The sequence below is a fragment of the Bradyrhizobium sp. 76 genome (assembly GCF_023073025.1).
Taxonomy (GTDB): domain Bacteria; phylum Pseudomonadota; class Alphaproteobacteria; order Rhizobiales; family Xanthobacteraceae; genus Bradyrhizobium.
The window spans coordinates 154,539-171,687 of the sequence record NZ_JADPIS010000109.1; the positions used below are offsets into that span (position 1 = coordinate 154,539).

A 17,149-nucleotide genomic window follows, 5' to 3' on the forward strand; every position below is an offset into this window, starting at 1 on the left:
GGCCATTACGGTCGCGCCCGGGTTTCAGGGACCCGCACGACCCAAAAACCCCAAAAGACTCAACGAGCAAACAGGACTGCGTAGGCGGTGGTCAAGATCTACAAAATCTGTCCGGCCTCGGCCTGGCGTGAGGCGGAACGGCAGGGTGTCTACCGCGGCAGCGCGGACGATTCGCGCGACGGATTCATCCATTTCTCGACCGCATCCCAGGTTCCCGAGACCCTGCAGAAGCATTATGTCGGGCAGCGCGCGCTGTTCCTGGTCGAGGTCGACGGCGATGCGCTCGGCAGCGCATTGCGCTGGGAGCGTTCGCGCAATGAGGAGCTGTTTCCGCATCTCTATGGCGAGCTCGATCTCGGCGCTGTGATGGCCGTGATGAACCTCAACACGCGCTCCGACGGTGGCCACGACGTTCCGGAGCTTGCCCCGTGATCCGCGCTTTCGACGCTCTCTCGCTGCCGGTGTTGCGTTGGCTCGATCCGGAGGATGCGCATCGCCTCGCGATCCAGGGCCTGCGCTTCCTGCCGCCGGGCAAGCCGCACGCTGACGATCCCAAGCTCGCGGTACGTGCCTTTGGGCTCAACTTCCCCAATCCGATCGGCATGGCCGCGGGCTTCGACAAGAGCGCCGAAGTGCCGGATGCGCTGCTGCGGCTCGGCTTCGGCTTCGTCGAGATCGGCTCGGTGACGCCGAAACCGCAAAGCGGCAATCCGCGGCCGCGGCTGTTTCGTCTGGAGCGCGACGAGGCCGTGATCAACCGCATGGGCTTCAACAATGACGGCGCGGAGACCGCCCTGCGCCGGCTCGCGGCGCGCGCGCAGCACGGCGGCATCGTCGGCGTCAATGTCGGCGCCAACAAGGATTCGCCCGATCGCGTCAATGACTACGTCAAGCTGATCGAGACCTTTGCGCCGGTCGCGAGCTATTTCACCGTCAACGTCTCCTCGCCGAACACGCCGGGCCTGCGCAATTTGCAGGAAGGCGCGCTGCTCGACGATCTGCTCGCCAGGGTGATCGACGCGCGCCAGCGGGTGCGCGAGAGCGCCGGCGACACGCCGGTGCTGCTCAAGATCGCGCCGGATCTGAGCCTCGCCCAGCTCGACGACGTCGTGCAGGTCGCGCGCTCGCGCCGGGTCGACGGCATGATCGTGTCGAACACCACCATCGCGCGGCCGAGCACGCTGCGCGAGGAGATGCGCGCCAAGGAGCAGGGCGGCCTGTCCGGCCGGCCGCTGTTCCGGCTGTCGACGCGGATGGTCGCCGAGACCTATGTGCGCGTCGAGGGCGCATTCCCCCTGATCGGCGTCGGCGGCGTGGATTCGGGCGGCGCCGCGCTGACGAAGATCCGCGCCGGCGCAAGCCTGATCCAGCTCTATTCGTCGCTGGTCTACAAGGGCCTAGGCCTCGTCGACGAGATCAAGCGCGACCTCACCTCGACCCTATTGCGCACCGGGCGGGATTCTCTCTCCGAGATCGTCGGCTCCGACGCCGCCACGTTGACGGCGGAAGCCTGGCCGGGGATGTAGCTCTTCGCCGCGTAGCCCGGATGGAGCGAAGCGCAATCCGGGATTCGATCCGCGGACGCGAAGGCCCCGGATTACGCTTTCGCTCCATCCGGGCTACGCGTTACAGCGACTGCTTCGAAAACGTCTTCCTGTACAGCGCCGGATAGCGCGCGGCCTGCAAGCCGCCGCGCGAGACGTAGGAGGCGATCAGCGCGCTCCACAGCCCGGCATTGCCGAACGATTGCAGCGCCCACCATGTGGCGAGGAAGATCGCGAGCGAGGCCAGCATCAGATTGCGCATCTCGCGCGCCCAGGTCGCGCCGATATAGATGCCGTCGAAGCCGAAGGCGAACACGCCGGGAATGGGCGCGAGCACGACGAACGGCAGGAATTCCCGCGCGCCGCGACGGACGCTTTCGCTCGCCGTCATGAAATCGATCAAATTCGGCCCGAGCAGCGCGAACAGCGCGGACACGACCAGCGCGAAGCCGAGGCCCCATAGCAGCACCAGCCGGGTCGAATCCGCAAATCCCCTCGCGTCGCGTGCGCCGAGCGTACGGCCGCAAAGCTGCTGGGCTGCGTTCGCTAGACCGTCGAGGAAGAAGGCGCTGACCAGCAGAAAATTGTTGAGCACGGAGTTGGCGGCTAGCGTGACGTCGCCGGCCCGTGCGCCCTTGGCGGTGAAAAACAGGAACACGGCGATCAGTGCCGCGGTGCGGATCAGGATGTCGGAATTCACCGCCAGCAGCCGCATCAGCTTGGTCCGGTCGAACAGCTCTGCGTATGGCACCGCGAACCCGCCGTCCGCATAGCGGCGGCAGACCATCATGCCGAGCCCGAATCCGACCGCTTCAGACAGCAGTGCGGCGATCGCAGCACCCGCGATGCCGGTGTCGTAGACCAGCACCAGCAGGATCGTCGCCGCCGCGTTGACGAGATTGATGACGACCTGGAGCGCGAGCGCCGGATTGGCGCGGGCCTGGCCGACCAGCCAGCCGAGGATGACATAATTGGCGAGCGCCAGTGGCGCCGACCAGATCCGGATCACGAAATAGGTTTTCGCCGCGCGCGTAACGCCTTCGCTGCCGCCCATCAGGTCGAACAGCACGGCGGCCAGCGGCAGTTGCAGCGCGATCAGGGCTATGCCGATCAGGCCCGCGACGATGAAGCCGCGCACCAGAATCGCGGTCAGCTCGCGCGTCTCGCCGGCGCCGAGCGCCTGCGCCGTGAAGGCGAGCGTGCTCATGCGAAGGAAGCCGAATAGCCAGAACAGGCAATCGAAGATGACGGACGCGATGGCGACGCCGCCGAGCAGCGCGGCATCGTCCAGCCGTCCGATCGCGGTGGTCGAGACCACGCCGATCAGCGGCGTGGTGAGGTTCGCGACCATCGCAGGTCCTGCGATGGCGAAGACCTGACGGGAACCGATCTTCACGTGAACGGGTGCGTGCATGTCAGAACACGAGCACCATGCCGTCTTCGGCGGCGAGATGGGCGATGTCGTCGAGGCGCGACAGCACGTCTTCGCTCATATGGGTGAGCACGAGCCGTTTTGCGCCGATTTCGGGAAGGTGCTGTTCCAAGGTCTTCAGGCTGAGGTGATTCTTGACCACCTTCTCGTACATATAGGCCTCGGCGATGAAAAGGTCCGCGCCATGCGCCAACGGAATGAGCGTCTCCGTCCATTCGGTATCGGCGCTGTAGGCCAGCGTGCGGCCTTCCGCTTCGACGCGATAAGCGAGGAACGGTCCGCCGGATTCACCGTGCACGACGGGGTAGGGCGTCACCGTCACCGCGCCGAAGCTTTGGCTCTGCTCGGGCGCGAGCTCGACGACCGACAGCTCGAAGCGCTGTTTCGTCTTCGAGGAGTGCTCGAACAGAGCCTCCATCACTGCACGCAGCCGCGTCTCGATGCCTTTGGGGCCGGCGATCGTGAGCGGCCGCGTCCGCCGCGAGAATTGCGCGTCGAGCAGAACAAACGGCAGCCCCGCAAAATGGTCGCCGTGGAAATGCGTGATCAGGATGAGATCGATCTCATTGCAGTCGATCTCAAGCCGCTTCAGCGCCGGCAAAGCCGACGCGCCACAATCGATCAGGAAGTTGGCTTCGCGCCCCGAGACGTGGAAGCAGGTGTTGAGCCTGCCCCCCGATCCGAAGGCGTCGCCGCAGCCGACAAAGCGCAATTGCATCGGCTGCGAGCTCCCTAGAGCATGATCCGGAAAAGTGTGAAGCGGTTTTCCGACAAGATCATGCTCAAAACTAACGGCCTACCTGCGCGGCGCGCCGAAAACGCGCATCAGCAGCCAGATCGGGATCACGATGACAGCGCCGAGCAGGAAGTAGCGCCACAGCCAGTTCACGGTATCGAAGCCGAGATCCCACAACCGCTGGAACAAGAGACGAATGCTGTAGAGAATATTCCAGGGATCGAAGCCGATCGTCGCCAGCACGACGCCGACCAGGATCGAGAGCAGCACCAGGCGAAACGCGACCGCCAGCGGCGAGCCGCCGAGAAAGCGGTTCAGGCCATCACTGCGGCCGGCCGGCAAATCTCTGACGTCGTGGGCCATCTCAAACTCCTCAGGGGATTCGACCCTATCATAGGGCAAGGCGGTGGACATGGGGAACCCGTGAGGGGGCGTCAATCGGCTTACGGGATTTTAATTCGGGCAAGCACACGCCCGGGGCTTCTTAAGCCTCAATCTCCGCCGCCTCCGCTTTCAGCATCTTTTCCAGCGTTTCCAGCCGGTCGGCCTCCCGCGGCGGCTTGTCCCAGCGCAAGCGGCTGATGCGGGGAAAGCGCATCGCGACGCCGGATTTGTGCCGTGGTGAGCGCTGCAGCCCCTCGAAGGCGACCTCCAGCACCAGGCCTTTGTCCGGCTCGTGCACGACGTGGCGGACGGGACCGAATTTTTCGGTTGTATTGCGACGCACGAAGCGGTCGATCTGGAGCAGCTCCTCGTCAGTGAAGCCGAAATAGGCTTTCCCGACCGGCACCAGCTCGTCACCGCCCGCGCCTGCGGTCCAGACACCGAAGGTGTAGTCGGAATAGTAGGACGAGCGTTTGCCGTGGCCGCGCTGCGCATACATCAGCACGGCGTCGATGATGTGCGGATCGCGCTTCCACTTCCACCACTGTCCCTTCGGCCGTCCCGGCAGATAGGGGGCATCGCGCCGCTTCAGCATCACGCCTTCGACGGCGTCCGCGTCTTCGCCCGCACCGGCGCTGGCGGGATCGGCGCGTGCGGCGGTCAGCGCCTCCCAGCTTGCGAAGGGCACGGTGGGCGAGAGATCGATGCGGGAATCGTCGAGCTTGCCGATGAAGGTCTCCAGTCGCTCGCGGCGCTCCGCGAACGGCAGCTCGCGCAGATCATTCTCGTCGTCCCCGAGCAGATCGTAGGCGCGCAGATGAATTGGAAACTCCTTGATCAGCTTCGGAGACACGACCTTGCGGTTGAGCCGCTGTTGCAGAACATTGAAACTCTGCACGCGCCCTTCGCGCAGAATCAGAAGCTCGCCGTCAATGGCGCCGGGTAGCCGCAACGATGGCACGAGATCCGGAAAGCTTCCGGTGATGTCCTCGCCGGTGCGCGAATAGAGCCGCGCGGTGATCTGGCCGTGCTCGTCGCGGCCGGCGACCGCCTGCACGCGGATGCCGTCCCATTTCCATTCGGCGATGTAGTCGGCGGGATCGAGCGCGGCGAAATCGGTGTCCTCGATCGCATGCGCCAGCATCACGGGGCGGAACGGGGCGGGATCGCGATTGACCGGCTTGTCGCCGCGGCCTTCCAGCCAGGCGAACAGGTCGAGATAGGGCGGCGCGAGACCGGGCCAGATCAGCTCGACCTCATGCGGGTCCTTGTCGCCGAGTGCCGCGGCCGCAGTCTTGGCCAGGCGCGCGGAGATGCCGATGCGCAACGCGCCGGTGACGAGCTTCAACAGCGCCCAGCGGCCGGTCTCGTCCAGCTCGTCGAGCCAGCGCTCGAGCTGTTTTGGCAGCTCGGTCTTGCCGAGCGTGCGCAGCGTGGTGACGACCTCGGTGAGGGTTGGGGGTGGCGGGTTGTTGTGGACACCCATGGCCTTCGGCCACATCAGCGCCACCGTCTCGGAGAGATCGCCGACATAATCGTAACTCAGCCCGAACAGCACCGGATCGGTGCGCGAGGCGATCAGGTCGCGGATCAATGCGGGCTTGGCGTGCTTGAAGCTGAGCGCACCGGTCAGCGCGGCCAGCGCGTAGCCGCGGTCGGGATCGGCGACCTCGCGAAAATAGCTGGTGATCAGGCGCAGCTTGTTGTTGCGGCCGGGCTCGTAGGCGAGGCGGTCGAGCAGTTCGGCGAAGCGGTTCATGCTTCGGCCTCGTCAGCGAGCGGGGTCTCGGTCTCCTCCTCGTCGCCATAGCCGACCAGATCGAGCGGCCGCGCCCGCAAGCCCTTGCTTTGGCACCAATGCACCAGCGCGTCTTCCTGGCCGTGGGTGACCCAGATCTCGCCGGCACCGGTCGCCGCGATCGTGGCGGTGAGGCCGTCCCAATCGGCATGATCCGAGATCACCAGCGGCAGCTCGATGCCGCGTTGCCGCGCGCGGGCGCGCACCCGCATCCAGCCGGAGGCGAATGCCGTGACCGGATCGGGAAACCGCCGGGTCCAGAGATCGGATGTCGCAGAGGGCGGCGCCAGCGTGATGGTGCCGGCGAGCGCCGCCTTCTTCACCCCCTTCACCGGCCGCAACTCGCCGAGCTCGATCCCGCGGCTCTGATAGTAATGCGTGATCTTCTCCATCGCGCCATGCAGATAGATCGGCGCGTCGTAGCCGGTTTGGCGCAGCAGCGCGATCACGCGCTGCGCCTTGCCGAGCGAATAGGCGCCGACGAGATGCGCGCGCTCCGGAAACAGCGCCACCGAAGCCAGCAGCTTCTTGACCTCGTCGGCCGCATCGCCATGGCGAAACACCGGCAGACCGAACGTCGCCTCGGTGATGAAGACGTCGCAGGGCACGAGCTCGAACGGCGTGCAGGTCGGGTCGGGTGCATCCTTGTAGTCGCCGGAGGCGACGATGCAGGTGTCCTTGCAGGTGACCGCGACCTGCGCCGAACCGAGCACATGGCCGGCCGGGTGAAACTTCACGCTGACGTCGCCGAGCCGGATCTCCTCGCCATAGCGGATCGCCTGCGTCGAGCCGGCGAAATTCTCGCCATAGCGCAGCCGCATCATGTCCAGCGTTTCCTGCGTCGCCAGCACCGCGCCGTGGCCGGCGCGGGCATGGTCGGAATGGCCGTGGGTGATCACGGCCCGCTCGACCGGCCGGACGGGGTCGATATGGAAGCCGCCCGGCTTGCAGCATAGGCCGGCGGCAACTGGCAGCAGGATGTCTTGCGGACGCATGCCTGTTATATAGGTCGCGACCCCGCATCTTCGAGTCACCCGCTCACTTCGCTTCCTGGTTCCCCAATGCCCCTGCGCCTGTTCCTGACTTCCGGCGATCTCATGGCCGACCGGCGCTTCGAGTTCGCGCGCGATCTTCAGCTCAAGGGCGATCTGGCGGCCGCTGCCGATCTGCTGGAGCAGACCATCGAGCTTGCGCCGAATTTCACCTCGGCCTGGTTCACGCTCGGCGAAATCTGCGCGCAACTCGGCGAGCGCGACAAGGCCATTGCGGCCTTTCGCAAATCGCGCGAGTCCGACCCGAGCGATCAGCACGGCGCTCATCTGCATCTGATGCGCCTCGGCGACGCGCAATTGTCCGAGATGCCAAAGGCCTATGTGCAGGCCTTGTTCGATCAATACGCGCCGCGCTTCGAGCACGTTCTGATCAACGATCTCGGCTATCGCGCGCCGTCGTTGATCTTCAAGGCGGTGGTGGCTGCCCGCGTCGCCGCGAAGAAGCCCGCCCTGTTCAAGCGCGCCATCGATCTCGGATGTGGGACGGGGCTTGCGGCCGCCGCCTTCGCAAAACAGGTCGACCAGTTCATCGGCATCGATCTGTCGCCCGGCATGGTCAAGGAGGCGCGCGCCACCGGCCTCTATGCCGAGCTCGACGTCGCCGACATGATCGAGGGCCTGCGCAGCAGGAGCGATGGGAGCGCAAACCTCGTCGTCGCGGCCGATGCGTTCGTCTATCTCCCCGATCTCGCCCCGGTGCTCAGTGAAGCCAGGCGCGTGCTCGCGCCCGGCGGCGTGCTTGCGTTCACGCTGGAGACCCATGACGGCAGCGGCATCGTGCTCGGCGAAGGCCTGCGCTATGCCCATTCGGCGGAATATGTGCGCGATACGATGGCGCAGGCCGGCTTCAAGCTCCTCACTTTGGAGCAGGCTTCGCCACGCACCGAGAACAACGAGCCGGTGCGCGGCCTCGTCGTGGTCGCCGAGAAAACTTGAGTCTAGGCGCTATATGCGGCGCTTTAAGCGTCATTGCGTCGCAAAGCCGTGACTTCCCACTTGCGAGCCGTGCGGCGATGCCAGCACAATGCGCGCACCAGGGAGAAACGAATAATGACGAAGAATCCATCGCGGCGCGATTTCAGCGCCGCCGCGCTCGCCACCATCGCGGCATCCACCTTGCCCGCGCCCTCCGTCTGGGCGGCGGAGAAGAAATACGATGCGGGGGCCAGCGACACCGAGATCAAGATCGGGCAGACCGTGCCGCATTCCGGCCCCGGCTCGCTCTACGGCGTGCTCGGGCGCATCGGCGAAGCCTATTTCCAGATGCTGAACGAGAAGGGCGGCATCAACGGACGCAAGGTCAAATTCCTCACCATGGACGATGCCTACAGCGCGCCGAAATGCGTCGAGGCGACGCGGCGCCTGGTCGAACAGGAAGAGGTGCTCGCGCTCTACGGCTCGCTCGGCACCGCGCCGCAAACCGCCGTGCACAAATATCTGAACTCAAAGGGCGTGCCGCAGCTTTTGCTCAACACCGGCGCCTCCAAGTGGAATAATCCGAAAGAGTTCAAATGGACGATGGCGGGCCTGCCGCTCTATCCGACCGAAGCCCGCATCCTGGCGCGGCACGTCCTCAGCGTGAAGCCGAATGCCAAGGTCGGCATCCTCTATCAGAACGACGATTTTGGCCGCGACTTCCTCGGGCCCTTCAAGAAAGTCTTGGAAGACGCCGGCGGGGCCGCAAAGGTGATCATGGAGCAGACCTACGATCTGACCGATCCGACCGTCGATTCCCAGCTCATCAATCTCTCGAAGTCCGGCGCCGACGTCTTCTACAACATCTCCACCGGCAAGGCCTCGTCGCAGTCGATCCGCAAGGTCACCGAGCTCGGCTGGAAGCCGCTGCAACTGCTGTCGGCCGGCTCCACCGGCCGCTCGATCCTCAGTGCCGCCGGACTCGAGAATGCGACCGGCATCGTCGCGATCCGTTACTCCAAGGATGCCGGGCCCGGCCCCTGGGAGGCGGATAAGGACGTGATGGCGTTCGACGCGCTGCGGAAAGCCTATTTGCCGAGCGTCGATCCCGACAACACCATCGCCTACGCCGGTTACGGCCAGGCGGTGACCATGGGCGAGATTCTGCGCCGCTGCGGCGATGAGCTCACGCGCGAAAACGTGCTCAAGCAGGCATCGACCCTCGACGGCTTCCATTCGCCGTTCTTCCTCGACGGCGTCAATTACAACTACACGCCCGGCGACTACACCCCGATGAAGACGTTGTTCATCTCGACCTTCAACGGCAAGGATTGGATCGTGTCCGACAAGCCTGTGACGGAGTAGAGGCGAGCACTGCTGTATCTTACCCTCTCCCCGCAAGCGGGGAGAGGGTAAGGAAGGTCTCCCACCCCTCGACGAACCCCGCCCCACGGCTTACCTGTCATGCCGTGCCTCCCCGTATCCGCAAAATATCGGCCCAGCCGGCCACGCTGTTGCCCGACCGCTTCCAGGCGTGGTTCGCGGCCCGCGGCTGGTCGCCGCGCGAACATCAATTGGCGCTGCTGGAGAAAGCCCGCGAGGACCGTTCCGCGCTGCTGATCGCGCCGACCGGCGCCGGCAAGACGCTGGCCGGTTTTTTGCCGACGCTGGTGGAGCTGAGTTCCGCGCCCGCAGCTCCAGCGAAATCCGTCGTCTCCACCGACCGCAGCCTGCAACGCAGCGGCGGCCTGCACACCCTCTACATCTCACCGCTCAAGGCGCTCGCCGTCGATATCGCGCGCAACCTCGAGCGTCCCGTCGCCGAGATGGCGCTGCCGATCAAGATCGAGACCCGCACCGGCGACACGCCAACATCGCGGCGGCAGCGGCAGCGGCGCTATCCGCCTGATATCCTGCTGACGACGCCCGAACAGCTCGCGCTGCTGCTGTCGTCCGACGACGCGCCGTTCCTGTTCTCCTCCTTGAAGCGCATCGTGTTCGACGAGCTGCATGCGCTGGTGACGTCCAAGCGCGGTGATCTTCTGTCTCTTGGGCTCGCGCGGCTGTGGCGATTGGCGCCGCAGATGCGCGCCATCGGCCTGTCGGCGACCGTGGCCGAGCCGGAATCGCTGGCGCGCTTCCTGGTGCCGCAGCCCGGCGGCAAGGAAGCGGCGGCCGACATCGTCATTGCCGGCGGCGCGGCGCCGCCGCTGGTCGAGATGATGGACACGCGCGAGCGCCTGCCCTGGGCCGGCCACAGCGCGCGCCATGCGCTTCCCGAGATCTACGAGCTGATCAAGGCCAACAAGACCACGCTTGTTTTCGTCAACACCCGCAGCCAGGCCGAGATGCTGTTCCAGAACCTCTGGAGCATGAACGACGACAACCTCGCCATCGCGCTGCATCACGGCTCGCTCGACGTCGCGCAACGTCGCAAGGTCGAGGATGCGATGTCGGCGGGCAAACTGCGCGGCGTGGTCTGCACCTCCTCGCTCGACCTCGGCGTCGACTGGGGCGACGTCGATCTGGTCGTCAATATCGGCGCGCCCAAGGGCTCCTCGCGCCTGATGCAGCGCATCGGCCGCGCCAACCACCGGCTCGACGAAGCTTCGCGCGCGGTGCTGGTGCCCGCGAACCGCTTCGAGGTGCTGGAGTGCCGCGTCGCGATCGACGCCATCGCGGAGAATGCGCAGGACACGCCGCCGCTGCGGATCGGGGCACTCGACGTGCTGGCCCAGCACGTGCTCGGCTGCGCCTGCGGCGAACCGTTTTTCTCCGACGAGCTCTACGACGAGGTGCGCACCGCCGCGCCCTACGCCGATCTCACGTGGCAGGATTTCGACGACGTGGTCGATTTCGTCGCCTCCGGCGGCTACGCGCTGAAGACCTATGAGCGCTTCGCCCGCATCAAGCAGGACAAGGAGGGGCGCTGGCGCGTCGCCAATCCCAAGGTGCGGCAGAGCTACCGGATGAATGTCGGCACCATCGTCGAGGACGACATGCTGAAGGTGCGGCTGGTGCGCTCGCGCGGCGGCGGCCAAGGCAAGGCAGGCGGCTCGACGGGCGTGATCGCGCGCGGTGGCAGGCTGCTCGGCGAGATCGAGGAGGCCTTCATCGAGGGCCTCAGCCCCGGCGACACTTTCGTGTTCTCAGGCGAGGTGGTGCGGTACGAAACCCTGGTCGAGGACCAGGTCTATGTCTCGCGCGCCAACGACAAGGACCCGAAAGTGCCGTCCTATATGGGCGGCAAGTTTCCGCTGTCGACCTACCTTGCCGAACGGGTCCGCCGCCTGCTCGATGACGGGCGCGCGTGGGGCGCCTTGCCGGAGCAGGTGCGCGATTGGCTGTCGTTGCAGAAGGATGTCTCGCGCGTGCCTGAAGTGCGCGAGCTGCTGGTCGAGAGTTTTCCCCGTGCCAACAAGCATTACATCGTCTGCTACCCCTTCGAAGGCCGTCTCGCGCACCAGACGCTCGGCATGCTGTTGACTCGGCGGCTGGAGCGCGCCCGCGCCCGGCCGCTCGGTTTCGTCGCCAACGAATATGCGATCGCGGTCTGGGCGCTCGGCGACCTGTCCTTCATGATCCGGGACGGCAGGATCGACCTCGACGCGCTGTTCGATCCCGACATGCTCGGCGACGATCTCGAAGCCTGGCTTGCCGAATCCGCGCTGATGAAGCGCACGTTCCGCAATTGCGCGATCATCTCCGGCCTGATCGCGCGCCGGCACACTGGCGAGGAGAAGAGCCGTCGCCAGGTGCTGTTCTCGACCGATCTCGTCTACGATGTCTTGCGCAAGCACCAGGCCGATCACGTGCTATTGCGTGCCGCACGGGCCGATGCCGCCACCGGCCTGCTCGATCTGCGCCGCCTCAGCGACATGCTCACCCGCATCCAGGGCCGCATCACGCATCGGGAACTCGACCGTGTCTCCCCGCTCGCCGTCCCCGTGATGCTGGAAATCGGCCGCGAGTCAGTCTATGGCGAAGCTGGAGACGAGCTCCTGGCCGAAGCCGCCGACGAGCTGGTCAAAGAGGCGATGGGATAACAGCAGGTTTTGACGTGACGGCAGGCGCGCTGGGTTCAGGGGATATCGAGGACATGCGCGTTTCGAATGTCAGCATCAGCAGCGTGACGTTCGCGGCCGATCTTTCCGGCGCGCTGTTCTGGGAAGAGCAGCGCCTGCTCGTCGTCTCCGATCTGCATCTGGAAAAAGGTTCCAGCTTCGCCATGCGCGGCGTGCTGCTGCCGCCTTACGACACCATCGCGACGCTCAGTCGTCTCGCTGCTGTCATCTCCCGCCATGATCCGCGAATCGTCATTGCGCTCGGCGACAGTTTTCACGATCGCACCGCGCATGGACGGCTGTCGGCGGAGGATCGCGACGCGGTCGCCGCCATGCAGGCCGGCCGTGACTGGATCTGGATCTCAGGCAATCACGATCCGGCGCTGCCGCGTGATCTCGGCGGCACCGTCGCCGACGAAGTCGCGATCGGCGCGATCACCTTCCGCCACGAACCGACCGGCGCGAGCGGCGAGATCGCCGGCCATCTTCATCCCAAGGCTCGCGTCTCCGCGCGCGGCCGTTCGATGGAGCGCCGCTGCTTCGCCTGCGACGGGATGCGCGCCGTGATGCCCGCCTTCGGCGCCTATGCCGGCGGCCTCAGCATCCGCGACGCGGCGTTTGCAAAGATCTTTCCAAAGAACGGTTTTGTCGCGCATTTGCTCGGCGACCGCCGCGTCCACGCGATCGCCGCGTCACGGTGCAGTTAAGCCGCCTTCGCCTGCACATCGTCGCAGAACTCAGCCAGCCGATCGGCGAGCCGCAGCGTCGCGGGACTTGCGCCCGGCGCGGCCATCAACGCGACTTCCGTCCGGTTGATTGGCGCAAAGCCGTCCTTTGCGGTCAGCACGCGATGGTCGGACTGGATCGCCATCTCCGACAGGATGCTCAAGCCCATGCCGGCGGCGACCGCGGCCTGGATGCCGGCGAGGCTCGATGACGTATAGGACATGTGCCAAATGCGGCCCGCGCTTTCCAGCGCGTGGATGGCGCCGGCGCGGTAGAGGCAGCCGAGCGGAAAGCCGATCAGCGGCACCGAGGCGACATCGGCATGGATCGGATGGCTCTTGCTGGTGACCCAGTGCACCTGCTCCGGCCACACCGCAATGGCGCCCTTCTCACCGGCCGCGCGCTTGAACAGCGCCAGATCCAGTTCGCCGCGATCGAGATCGCGCGCCAGATGCTTGCTCTGGTCGGCGCGCACATCGAGCCGCAGACCCGGATGCGAGCGCGAGAAGGCGCCGAGCAGCTTCGCCAGCCGATACGCCGCGAAATCCTCGGGAATGCCGAGCCGGATCGCGCCTTCGCCGTCGGGCTCGCGCAGCACGTCGCGCGCCTCTTCCGCAAGCGACAACAACCGCCGCGCATAGGACAGCAGCCGCTCGCCGGCTTCGGTCGGGCGCACGTCCTTGCCGTCGCGATGCAGCAGCACCTGGCCGACATCCTCCTCCAGCCGCTTGATCTGCTGGCTGACGGTCGATTGGGTGCGATGGACGCGCTCGCCGGCGCGGGTGAAGCCGCCGGCATCGACCACCGAGACGAAGCTGCGCAGGAGCTCCAGATCGAGCATGGACGGCCTCCATTCGAAAATCCACTGATCGGTAGTTAATCATTTAATTTCCAAATGGCAAGCGGGCTCTCTAGATCGAGGGCTAGGAGAATGTCCCTCATGTCGCTCGCCCCTTCGATCTCCGTTCCCCGCAGTCGCTTCAACACGCTGCCGCTTGCGATCGGCCTGTTCTGCCTGCTCTGGAGCTACGCCTTCGTCGCCGGCAAGATCGGCGTGACCCATTGCCCGCCGCTGATCCTGCTCGCCGCGCGCTTCTCGCTGGCCGGCATCCTGATCCTCGGCGCCACGCTGGTTCGCGGCGATGACTGGTCGCTGTCGTGGCGCGATGCCGCGATCTTCGCCGTGCTCGGCGTCGCCAACAACGCGCTCTATCTCGGGCTCGGCTACACCGGCCTGCAGTCGGTTTCGGCCGGCCTCGGCGGCCTGATCGTGTCGGCCAATCCGGTGTTCACGGCCGGCCTCGCCGCGCTGCTGCTCGGCGAAGGCATGACGTGGCGCAAGGCGAGCGGCCTCCTGCTCGGCATCATCGGGGTGACCTTGATCGTCTGGCACAGGCTGTCTGTCGGCACAGACTCATTACACGGCATCGTGTTCACGCTGGCCTCGCTCGCCTCCCTCGTCGCCGGCACCATTTTGTTCAAGCTGCTCGCGCCAAAAGGCTCGTTGTGGATCGGCAATGGCGTGCAGAATCTCGCCGCCGGCATCGTGCTGACGCCGGTCGCGGTGACCTTCGCCGATGTTCATGCCATCGACTTCACGTCGGGCCTGATCGGCGCCTTTGCTTTCCTCGTGCTCGGTGGCTCGATCCTGGCGTACTGGCTCTGGTTTCATCTCCTGAAAGTGTGTGGCGCGACGGCTGCGAGTGCCTATCATTTCCTGATGCCGCCGCTCGGCATGCTGTTTGCGTATCTCGTGCTCGGCGAGCACGTCGAGGCGCGCGATCTGCTCGGAATCATTCCGGTCGCACTCGGCATCTACCTGGTGACGCGGCCCGCCAAATCCGTCTCGTAACAGGAGTCCATCATGCCCATTTCCATCACCCTGATCGGCGGTCCCACTGCCCTGATCGAGATCGATGGCTTTCGCCTGCTCACTGATCCGACCTTCGATGCGCCGGGCGCCTATCAACTGCCGCACGTGAAGCTGGAGAAGACGATTGGACCCGCGCTGAAGGCAGACGCAATCGGCCCGATCGATGCGGTCCTGCTCAGCCACGACCAGCACTCGGACAATCTCGACAATTCCGGCCGCGACTTTCTCAAACATGTGAAGCACGTGCTGACCACCGAGGCCGGCGCGCAGCGCCTCGGTGGGCATGTCGAAGGTTTGGCGCCGTGGGGCACGGCGCAGCTGAAAGATCGTGACGGCAACTCGCTGACGATCACCGCGACCCCGGCGCGTCACGGCCCGGCCGGCATCGAGCCGCTGTCAGGCGATGTCATCGGCTTCGTGGTGACGTCGAGCCGGACCGACACCACATCGGTCTACATCAGCGGCGACACCACCTGGTTCGACGGCGTCGCCGAGGTCGCGCGCCGCTTCAAATGCGGCGTGGTGATGCCGTTCGCCGGCGCCGCGCAAACGCGCGGGCCGTTCCATCTCACCATGGACACCAACGACACCATCGAGACCGCACGCGCCTTCCCCGATGCGATGATCGTGCCGGTTCATACGGAGGGTTGGGCGCATTTCCGCCAGAACAGCGGGGATCTGCGCAAGACATTTGATGTGCTGGGTTTCGGGACGCGGCTGCGGTTGCTCGAGCCCGGCGTGCCGACGGTGGTGCAGGCGCCGTAGTTAGCACCACAGCCGTCATTGCGAGCGCAGCGAAGCAATCCAGAATCCCTCCGCGGCGACAGTCTGGATTGCTTCGCTGCGCTCGCAATGACGAGCGTATGCGGCTAATCCTTCCTGAACACAATTGACGCCATCCACCCCGTCATCAGCGCCATCGCCGCGGTGACGAGGCCGTAGATCAGCCCGTTCTGCCGCGCGGTGGTTGCGACGAACTGCTCGAAGCCGACCTTGACGATCTCGAACGCGGTCTCGGTCTTGCCGATGAACGCGCCGTCGGCGAACAGCTTGATCTCGACCTCATAGGTGCCGATCGGCACCTCCGCCGGCAGTGGAATGCCGGTGCGGAACAATGTCGGTGTCAGGAACGTCACCGCGCTCGGATCCTCGCGGTAGAGACCGCGCTGGGTGCGCAGGCGGATGAAGGCGGAGCGGAACGCGTCGTTCGGCACCACGTCGGCATAGTCGCCGCTGACACGCTGGGTCAGCAGCACGTTATTGAGCCCGATCTGCTGGCGCCGCGCGATCTCGGGCGAGGTGATGACATCGAAGGAGCGGTTGGCGAACAGCGCAAGATAGCTCGGCACCGCCAGGAACTGACGGTAGTCGGTGTTGATCCAGATCCCGAAGGTACGCTCCTTGCGCCGCGTCACCATGTCGGCGCGCGGGCCCATCACGGTGACGACGAGATCGTAGGTCTTGCGGTCGGCGGCCGTGGAGGCGTCCTTCTCAACCGAGCCAAACAGTACCAGCTCCTCGCCGGAATAGTTTGGCGTCACCGTGACGCGATGGTTGGAGACCGACACGATCAGCCGCTCGGCGCGCGCGGCGGAGCCGAGCAGCAGCACGAGCAGGACCGCGAGAGCTGCGCGCATCATCCGTTCACTCCCAGCTCCCGAATGGTGAAGAGATCCTCTGGCCGGATCACCAGCTCGATCGCGAAGCGAACGCCGACCGAGAGGATCAGCAGGCCGAGCAGCAGCCGCAACTGCTCGCCGCGGATCTTCTGGCCGGCGCGTGCACCGAACTGCGCACCGGTGACGCCGCCGACCATCAGGATCAGCGCCAGCACGGCGTCGACCAGGTGGTTGGTCACGGCATGCAGCAGGGTCGCAAACAGCATCGTGACCAGCGTCAGGACCATCGAGGTGCCGATCACCGTCGAGGTCGGCACCCGAAGCAGGTAGATCATGATCGGCACCAGGATGAAGCCGCCGCCGATGCCCATGATGGCGCCGATGAAGCCGATCAGGATGCCGACGATCACGACCGGAATGACCGAGAGGTAGATCTTGGAGCGCTTGAACCGCATCTTCAGCGGCAGGCCATGAATCCAGTTATGCGTGCGTCGTGGCGCCAGCGCGCCGCGCCGGGTCCGCATCAGGGCACGCAGGCCTTCGGAGAACATCAGGCTGCCGACGGTGGTGAGCAGCACGACGTAGGACAGTGCGATCATCAGATCGAGCTGGCCGAGCGCGCGCAGCTGCGTGAAGGTCCACACGCCGAGCGCCGTCCCGGTGACGCCGCCGCACAACAACACGCTCGCCAGCGCGGGGTCGATCGCGCGGCGCCGCCAATAGGCAAGCGCGCCGGAAAAGGACGAGGCCGCGATGTGGCTCGCGACGGAGGCGACCGCGACCGCCGGCGTGATGCCGATGAAGATCAAAAGCGGCGTCATCAGGAAGCCGCCGCCGATTCCGAACATGCCGGAAACGAAGCCGACCGCGGCGCCCATCGCCAGCACGAGGAAGACGTTGACCGGAAGATCGGCGATCGGGAGATAGAGCTGCATCGAGAGACCACGCTTCCCGCGAGACGGATCGGTTGCGCGGAATGCTCGCAGGAGGGCAGAACGATTGCCGC

The 17,149-nt window shown here is 65.6% G+C and carries 16 protein-coding genes; 8 read left to right on the forward strand and 8 right to left on the reverse strand.

The window, feature by feature from the left end; genetic code table 11:
- The first annotated feature begins 87 nt into the window (after nucleotides 1–87).
- Nucleotides 88–432, forward strand: coding sequence for a DUF952 domain-containing protein (locus IVB48_RS30480; RefSeq protein WP_247405932.1), 345 nt, complete (start codon nucleotides 88–90; stop codon nucleotides 430–432).
- Nucleotides 429–1,526 carry a quinone-dependent dihydroorotate dehydrogenase gene (locus IVB48_RS30485; protein WP_247405935.1) on the forward strand — a complete coding sequence of 366 codons (1,098 nt, stop codon included), beginning with the start codon at nucleotides 429–431 and terminating at the stop codon, nucleotides 1,524–1,526. Before IVB48_RS30480 ends, IVB48_RS30485 begins: the two co-directional genes overlap by 4 nt.
- A gap of 100 nt (nucleotides 1,527–1,626) precedes the next feature.
- Here the strand turns inward: IVB48_RS30485 and IVB48_RS30490 are convergent, their stop codons facing one another.
- The 5 genes from IVB48_RS30490 to IVB48_RS30510 form a co-directional block, all read right to left on the reverse strand.
- A complete protein-coding gene (locus tag IVB48_RS30490; RefSeq protein WP_247405937.1) occupies nucleotides 1,627–2,958 on the reverse strand; it encodes an MATE family efflux transporter in 1,332 nt (443 codons plus the stop codon).
- Nucleotide 2,959: 1 nt separating this feature from the next.
- Nucleotides 2,960–3,694, reverse strand: a complete 735-nt coding sequence (locus tag IVB48_RS30495) for an MBL fold metallo-hydrolase (RefSeq protein WP_027570008.1) — start codon at nucleotides 3,692–3,694, stop codon at nucleotides 2,960–2,962.
- Between the two features lie 78 nt (nucleotides 3,695–3,772).
- On the reverse strand, nucleotides 3,773–4,075 hold the full coding sequence (locus IVB48_RS30500) for a DUF6460 domain-containing protein (protein WP_247362992.1): 303 nt from the start codon (nucleotides 4,073–4,075) through the stop codon (nucleotides 3,773–3,775).
- A gap of 121 nt (nucleotides 4,076–4,196) precedes the next feature.
- Nucleotides 4,197–5,855 carry a cisplatin damage response ATP-dependent DNA ligase gene (locus IVB48_RS30505; protein ID WP_247362991.1) on the reverse strand — a complete coding sequence of 553 codons (1,659 nt, stop codon included), beginning with the start codon at nucleotides 5,853–5,855 and terminating at the stop codon, nucleotides 4,197–4,199.
- Complete coding sequence (locus IVB48_RS30510) at nucleotides 5,852–6,889, reverse strand: ligase-associated DNA damage response exonuclease (RefSeq protein WP_247362990.1); 1,038 nt, start codon at nucleotides 6,887–6,889, stop codon at nucleotides 5,852–5,854. The genes IVB48_RS30505 and IVB48_RS30510 overlap by 4 nt, the downstream gene beginning before the upstream one ends.
- Before the next feature lie 66 nt (nucleotides 6,890–6,955).
- Between IVB48_RS30510 and IVB48_RS30515 the strand changes: the two genes are divergently transcribed.
- The 4 genes from IVB48_RS30515 (at nucleotide 6,956) to pdeM (ending at nucleotide 12,632) form a co-directional block, all read left to right on the forward strand.
- Nucleotides 6,956–7,882, forward strand: a complete 927-nt coding sequence (locus IVB48_RS30515) for a methyltransferase domain-containing protein (RefSeq protein ID WP_247405940.1) — start codon at nucleotides 6,956–6,958, stop codon at nucleotides 7,880–7,882.
- 114 nt (nucleotides 7,883–7,996) lie between these two features.
- Nucleotides 7,997–9,226, forward strand: coding sequence for an ABC transporter substrate-binding protein (locus tag IVB48_RS30520; RefSeq protein ID WP_247405942.1), 1,230 nt, complete (start codon nucleotides 7,997–7,999; stop codon nucleotides 9,224–9,226).
- A 104-nt stretch (nucleotides 9,227–9,330) separates the two neighbouring features.
- On the forward strand, nucleotides 9,331–11,907 hold the full coding sequence (locus tag IVB48_RS30525) for a ligase-associated DNA damage response DEXH box helicase (protein WP_247405944.1): 2,577 nt from the start codon (nucleotides 9,331–9,333) through the stop codon (nucleotides 11,905–11,907).
- A 53-nt stretch (nucleotides 11,908–11,960) separates the two neighbouring features.
- Complete coding sequence (pdeM, locus tag IVB48_RS30530; protein ID WP_247283134.1) at nucleotides 11,961–12,632, forward strand: ligase-associated DNA damage response endonuclease PdeM; 672 nt, start codon at nucleotides 11,961–11,963, stop codon at nucleotides 12,630–12,632.
- Here the strand turns inward: pdeM and IVB48_RS30535 are convergent.
- A complete protein-coding gene (locus IVB48_RS30535) occupies nucleotides 12,629–13,492 on the reverse strand; it encodes a LysR family transcriptional regulator (RefSeq protein WP_247405946.1) in 864 nt (287 codons plus the stop codon). The genes pdeM and IVB48_RS30535 overlap by 4 nt on opposite strands.
- Nucleotides 13,493–13,591: 99 nt before the next feature.
- Between IVB48_RS30535 and IVB48_RS30540 the strand changes: the two genes are divergently transcribed.
- Nucleotides 13,592–14,503 (forward strand): DMT family transporter, encoded by a 912-nt coding sequence (locus IVB48_RS30540; protein ID WP_247405948.1) that lies wholly within the window; start codon nucleotides 13,592–13,594, stop codon nucleotides 14,501–14,503.
- Between the two features lie 12 nt (nucleotides 14,504–14,515).
- Complete coding sequence (locus IVB48_RS30545) at nucleotides 14,516–15,289, forward strand: MBL fold metallo-hydrolase (RefSeq protein ID WP_247405949.1); 774 nt, start codon at nucleotides 14,516–14,518, stop codon at nucleotides 15,287–15,289.
- A 104-nt stretch (nucleotides 15,290–15,393) separates the two neighbouring features.
- Here IVB48_RS30545 and IVB48_RS30550 read toward each other — a convergent pair whose 3' ends face one another.
- Both IVB48_RS30550 and IVB48_RS30555 read right to left on the reverse strand, forming a co-directional pair.
- Nucleotides 15,394–16,164 carry a TIGR02186 family protein gene (locus IVB48_RS30550; RefSeq protein ID WP_247362979.1) on the reverse strand — a complete coding sequence of 257 codons (771 nt, stop codon included), beginning with the start codon at nucleotides 16,162–16,164 and terminating at the stop codon, nucleotides 15,394–15,396.
- Complete coding sequence (locus IVB48_RS30555; RefSeq protein ID WP_247283142.1) at nucleotides 16,161–17,078, reverse strand: sulfite exporter TauE/SafE family protein; 918 nt, start codon at nucleotides 17,076–17,078, stop codon at nucleotides 16,161–16,163. Before IVB48_RS30555 ends, IVB48_RS30550 begins: the two co-directional genes overlap by 4 nt.
- Between the last annotated feature and the right edge of the window lie 71 nt (nucleotides 17,079–17,149).

What these genes read in the sequence shown, in the direction of transcription:
- IVB48_RS30490 (WP_247405937.1), bottom strand. Translation starts at nt 2,958, where the DNA reads ATGCACGCACCCGTTCACGTGAAGATCGGTTCCCGTCAGGTCTTCGCC.
- IVB48_RS30495 (WP_027570008.1), bottom strand. Translation starts at nt 3,694, where the DNA reads ATGCAATTGCGCTTTGTCGGCTGCGGCGACGCCTTCGGATCGGGGGGC.
- IVB48_RS30500 (WP_247362992.1), bottom strand. Translation starts at nt 4,075, where the DNA reads ATGGCCCACGACGTCAGAGATTTGCCGGCCGGCCGCAGTGATGGCCTG.
- IVB48_RS30505 (WP_247362991.1), bottom strand. Translation starts at nt 5,855, where the DNA reads ATGAACCGCTTCGCCGAACTGCTCGACCGCCTCGCCTACGAGCCCGGC.
- IVB48_RS30510 (WP_247362990.1), bottom strand. Translation starts at nt 6,889, where the DNA reads ATGCGTCCGCAAGACATCCTGCTGCCAGTTGCCGCCGGCCTATGCTGC.
- IVB48_RS30515 (WP_247405940.1), top strand. Translation starts at nt 6,956, where the DNA reads ATGCCCCTGCGCCTGTTCCTGACTTCCGGCGATCTCATGGCCGACCGG.
- IVB48_RS30520 (WP_247405942.1), top strand. Translation starts at nt 7,997, where the DNA reads ATGACGAAGAATCCATCGCGGCGCGATTTCAGCGCCGCCGCGCTCGCC.
- pdeM (WP_247283134.1), top strand. Translation starts at nt 11,961, where the DNA reads ATGCGCGTTTCGAATGTCAGCATCAGCAGCGTGACGTTCGCGGCCGAT.
- IVB48_RS30535 (WP_247405946.1), bottom strand. Translation starts at nt 13,492, where the DNA reads ATGCTCGATCTGGAGCTCCTGCGCAGCTTCGTCTCGGTGGTCGATGCC.
- IVB48_RS30540 (WP_247405948.1), top strand. Translation starts at nt 13,592, where the DNA reads ATGTCGCTCGCCCCTTCGATCTCCGTTCCCCGCAGTCGCTTCAACACG.
- IVB48_RS30545 (WP_247405949.1), top strand. Translation starts at nt 14,516, where the DNA reads ATGCCCATTTCCATCACCCTGATCGGCGGTCCCACTGCCCTGATCGAG.
- IVB48_RS30550 (WP_247362979.1), bottom strand. Translation starts at nt 16,164, where the DNA reads ATGATGCGCGCAGCTCTCGCGGTCCTGCTCGTGCTGCTGCTCGGCTCC.
- IVB48_RS30555 (WP_247283142.1), bottom strand. Translation starts at nt 17,078, where the DNA reads ATGCAGCTCTATCTCCCGATCGCCGATCTTCCGGTCAACGTCTTCCTC.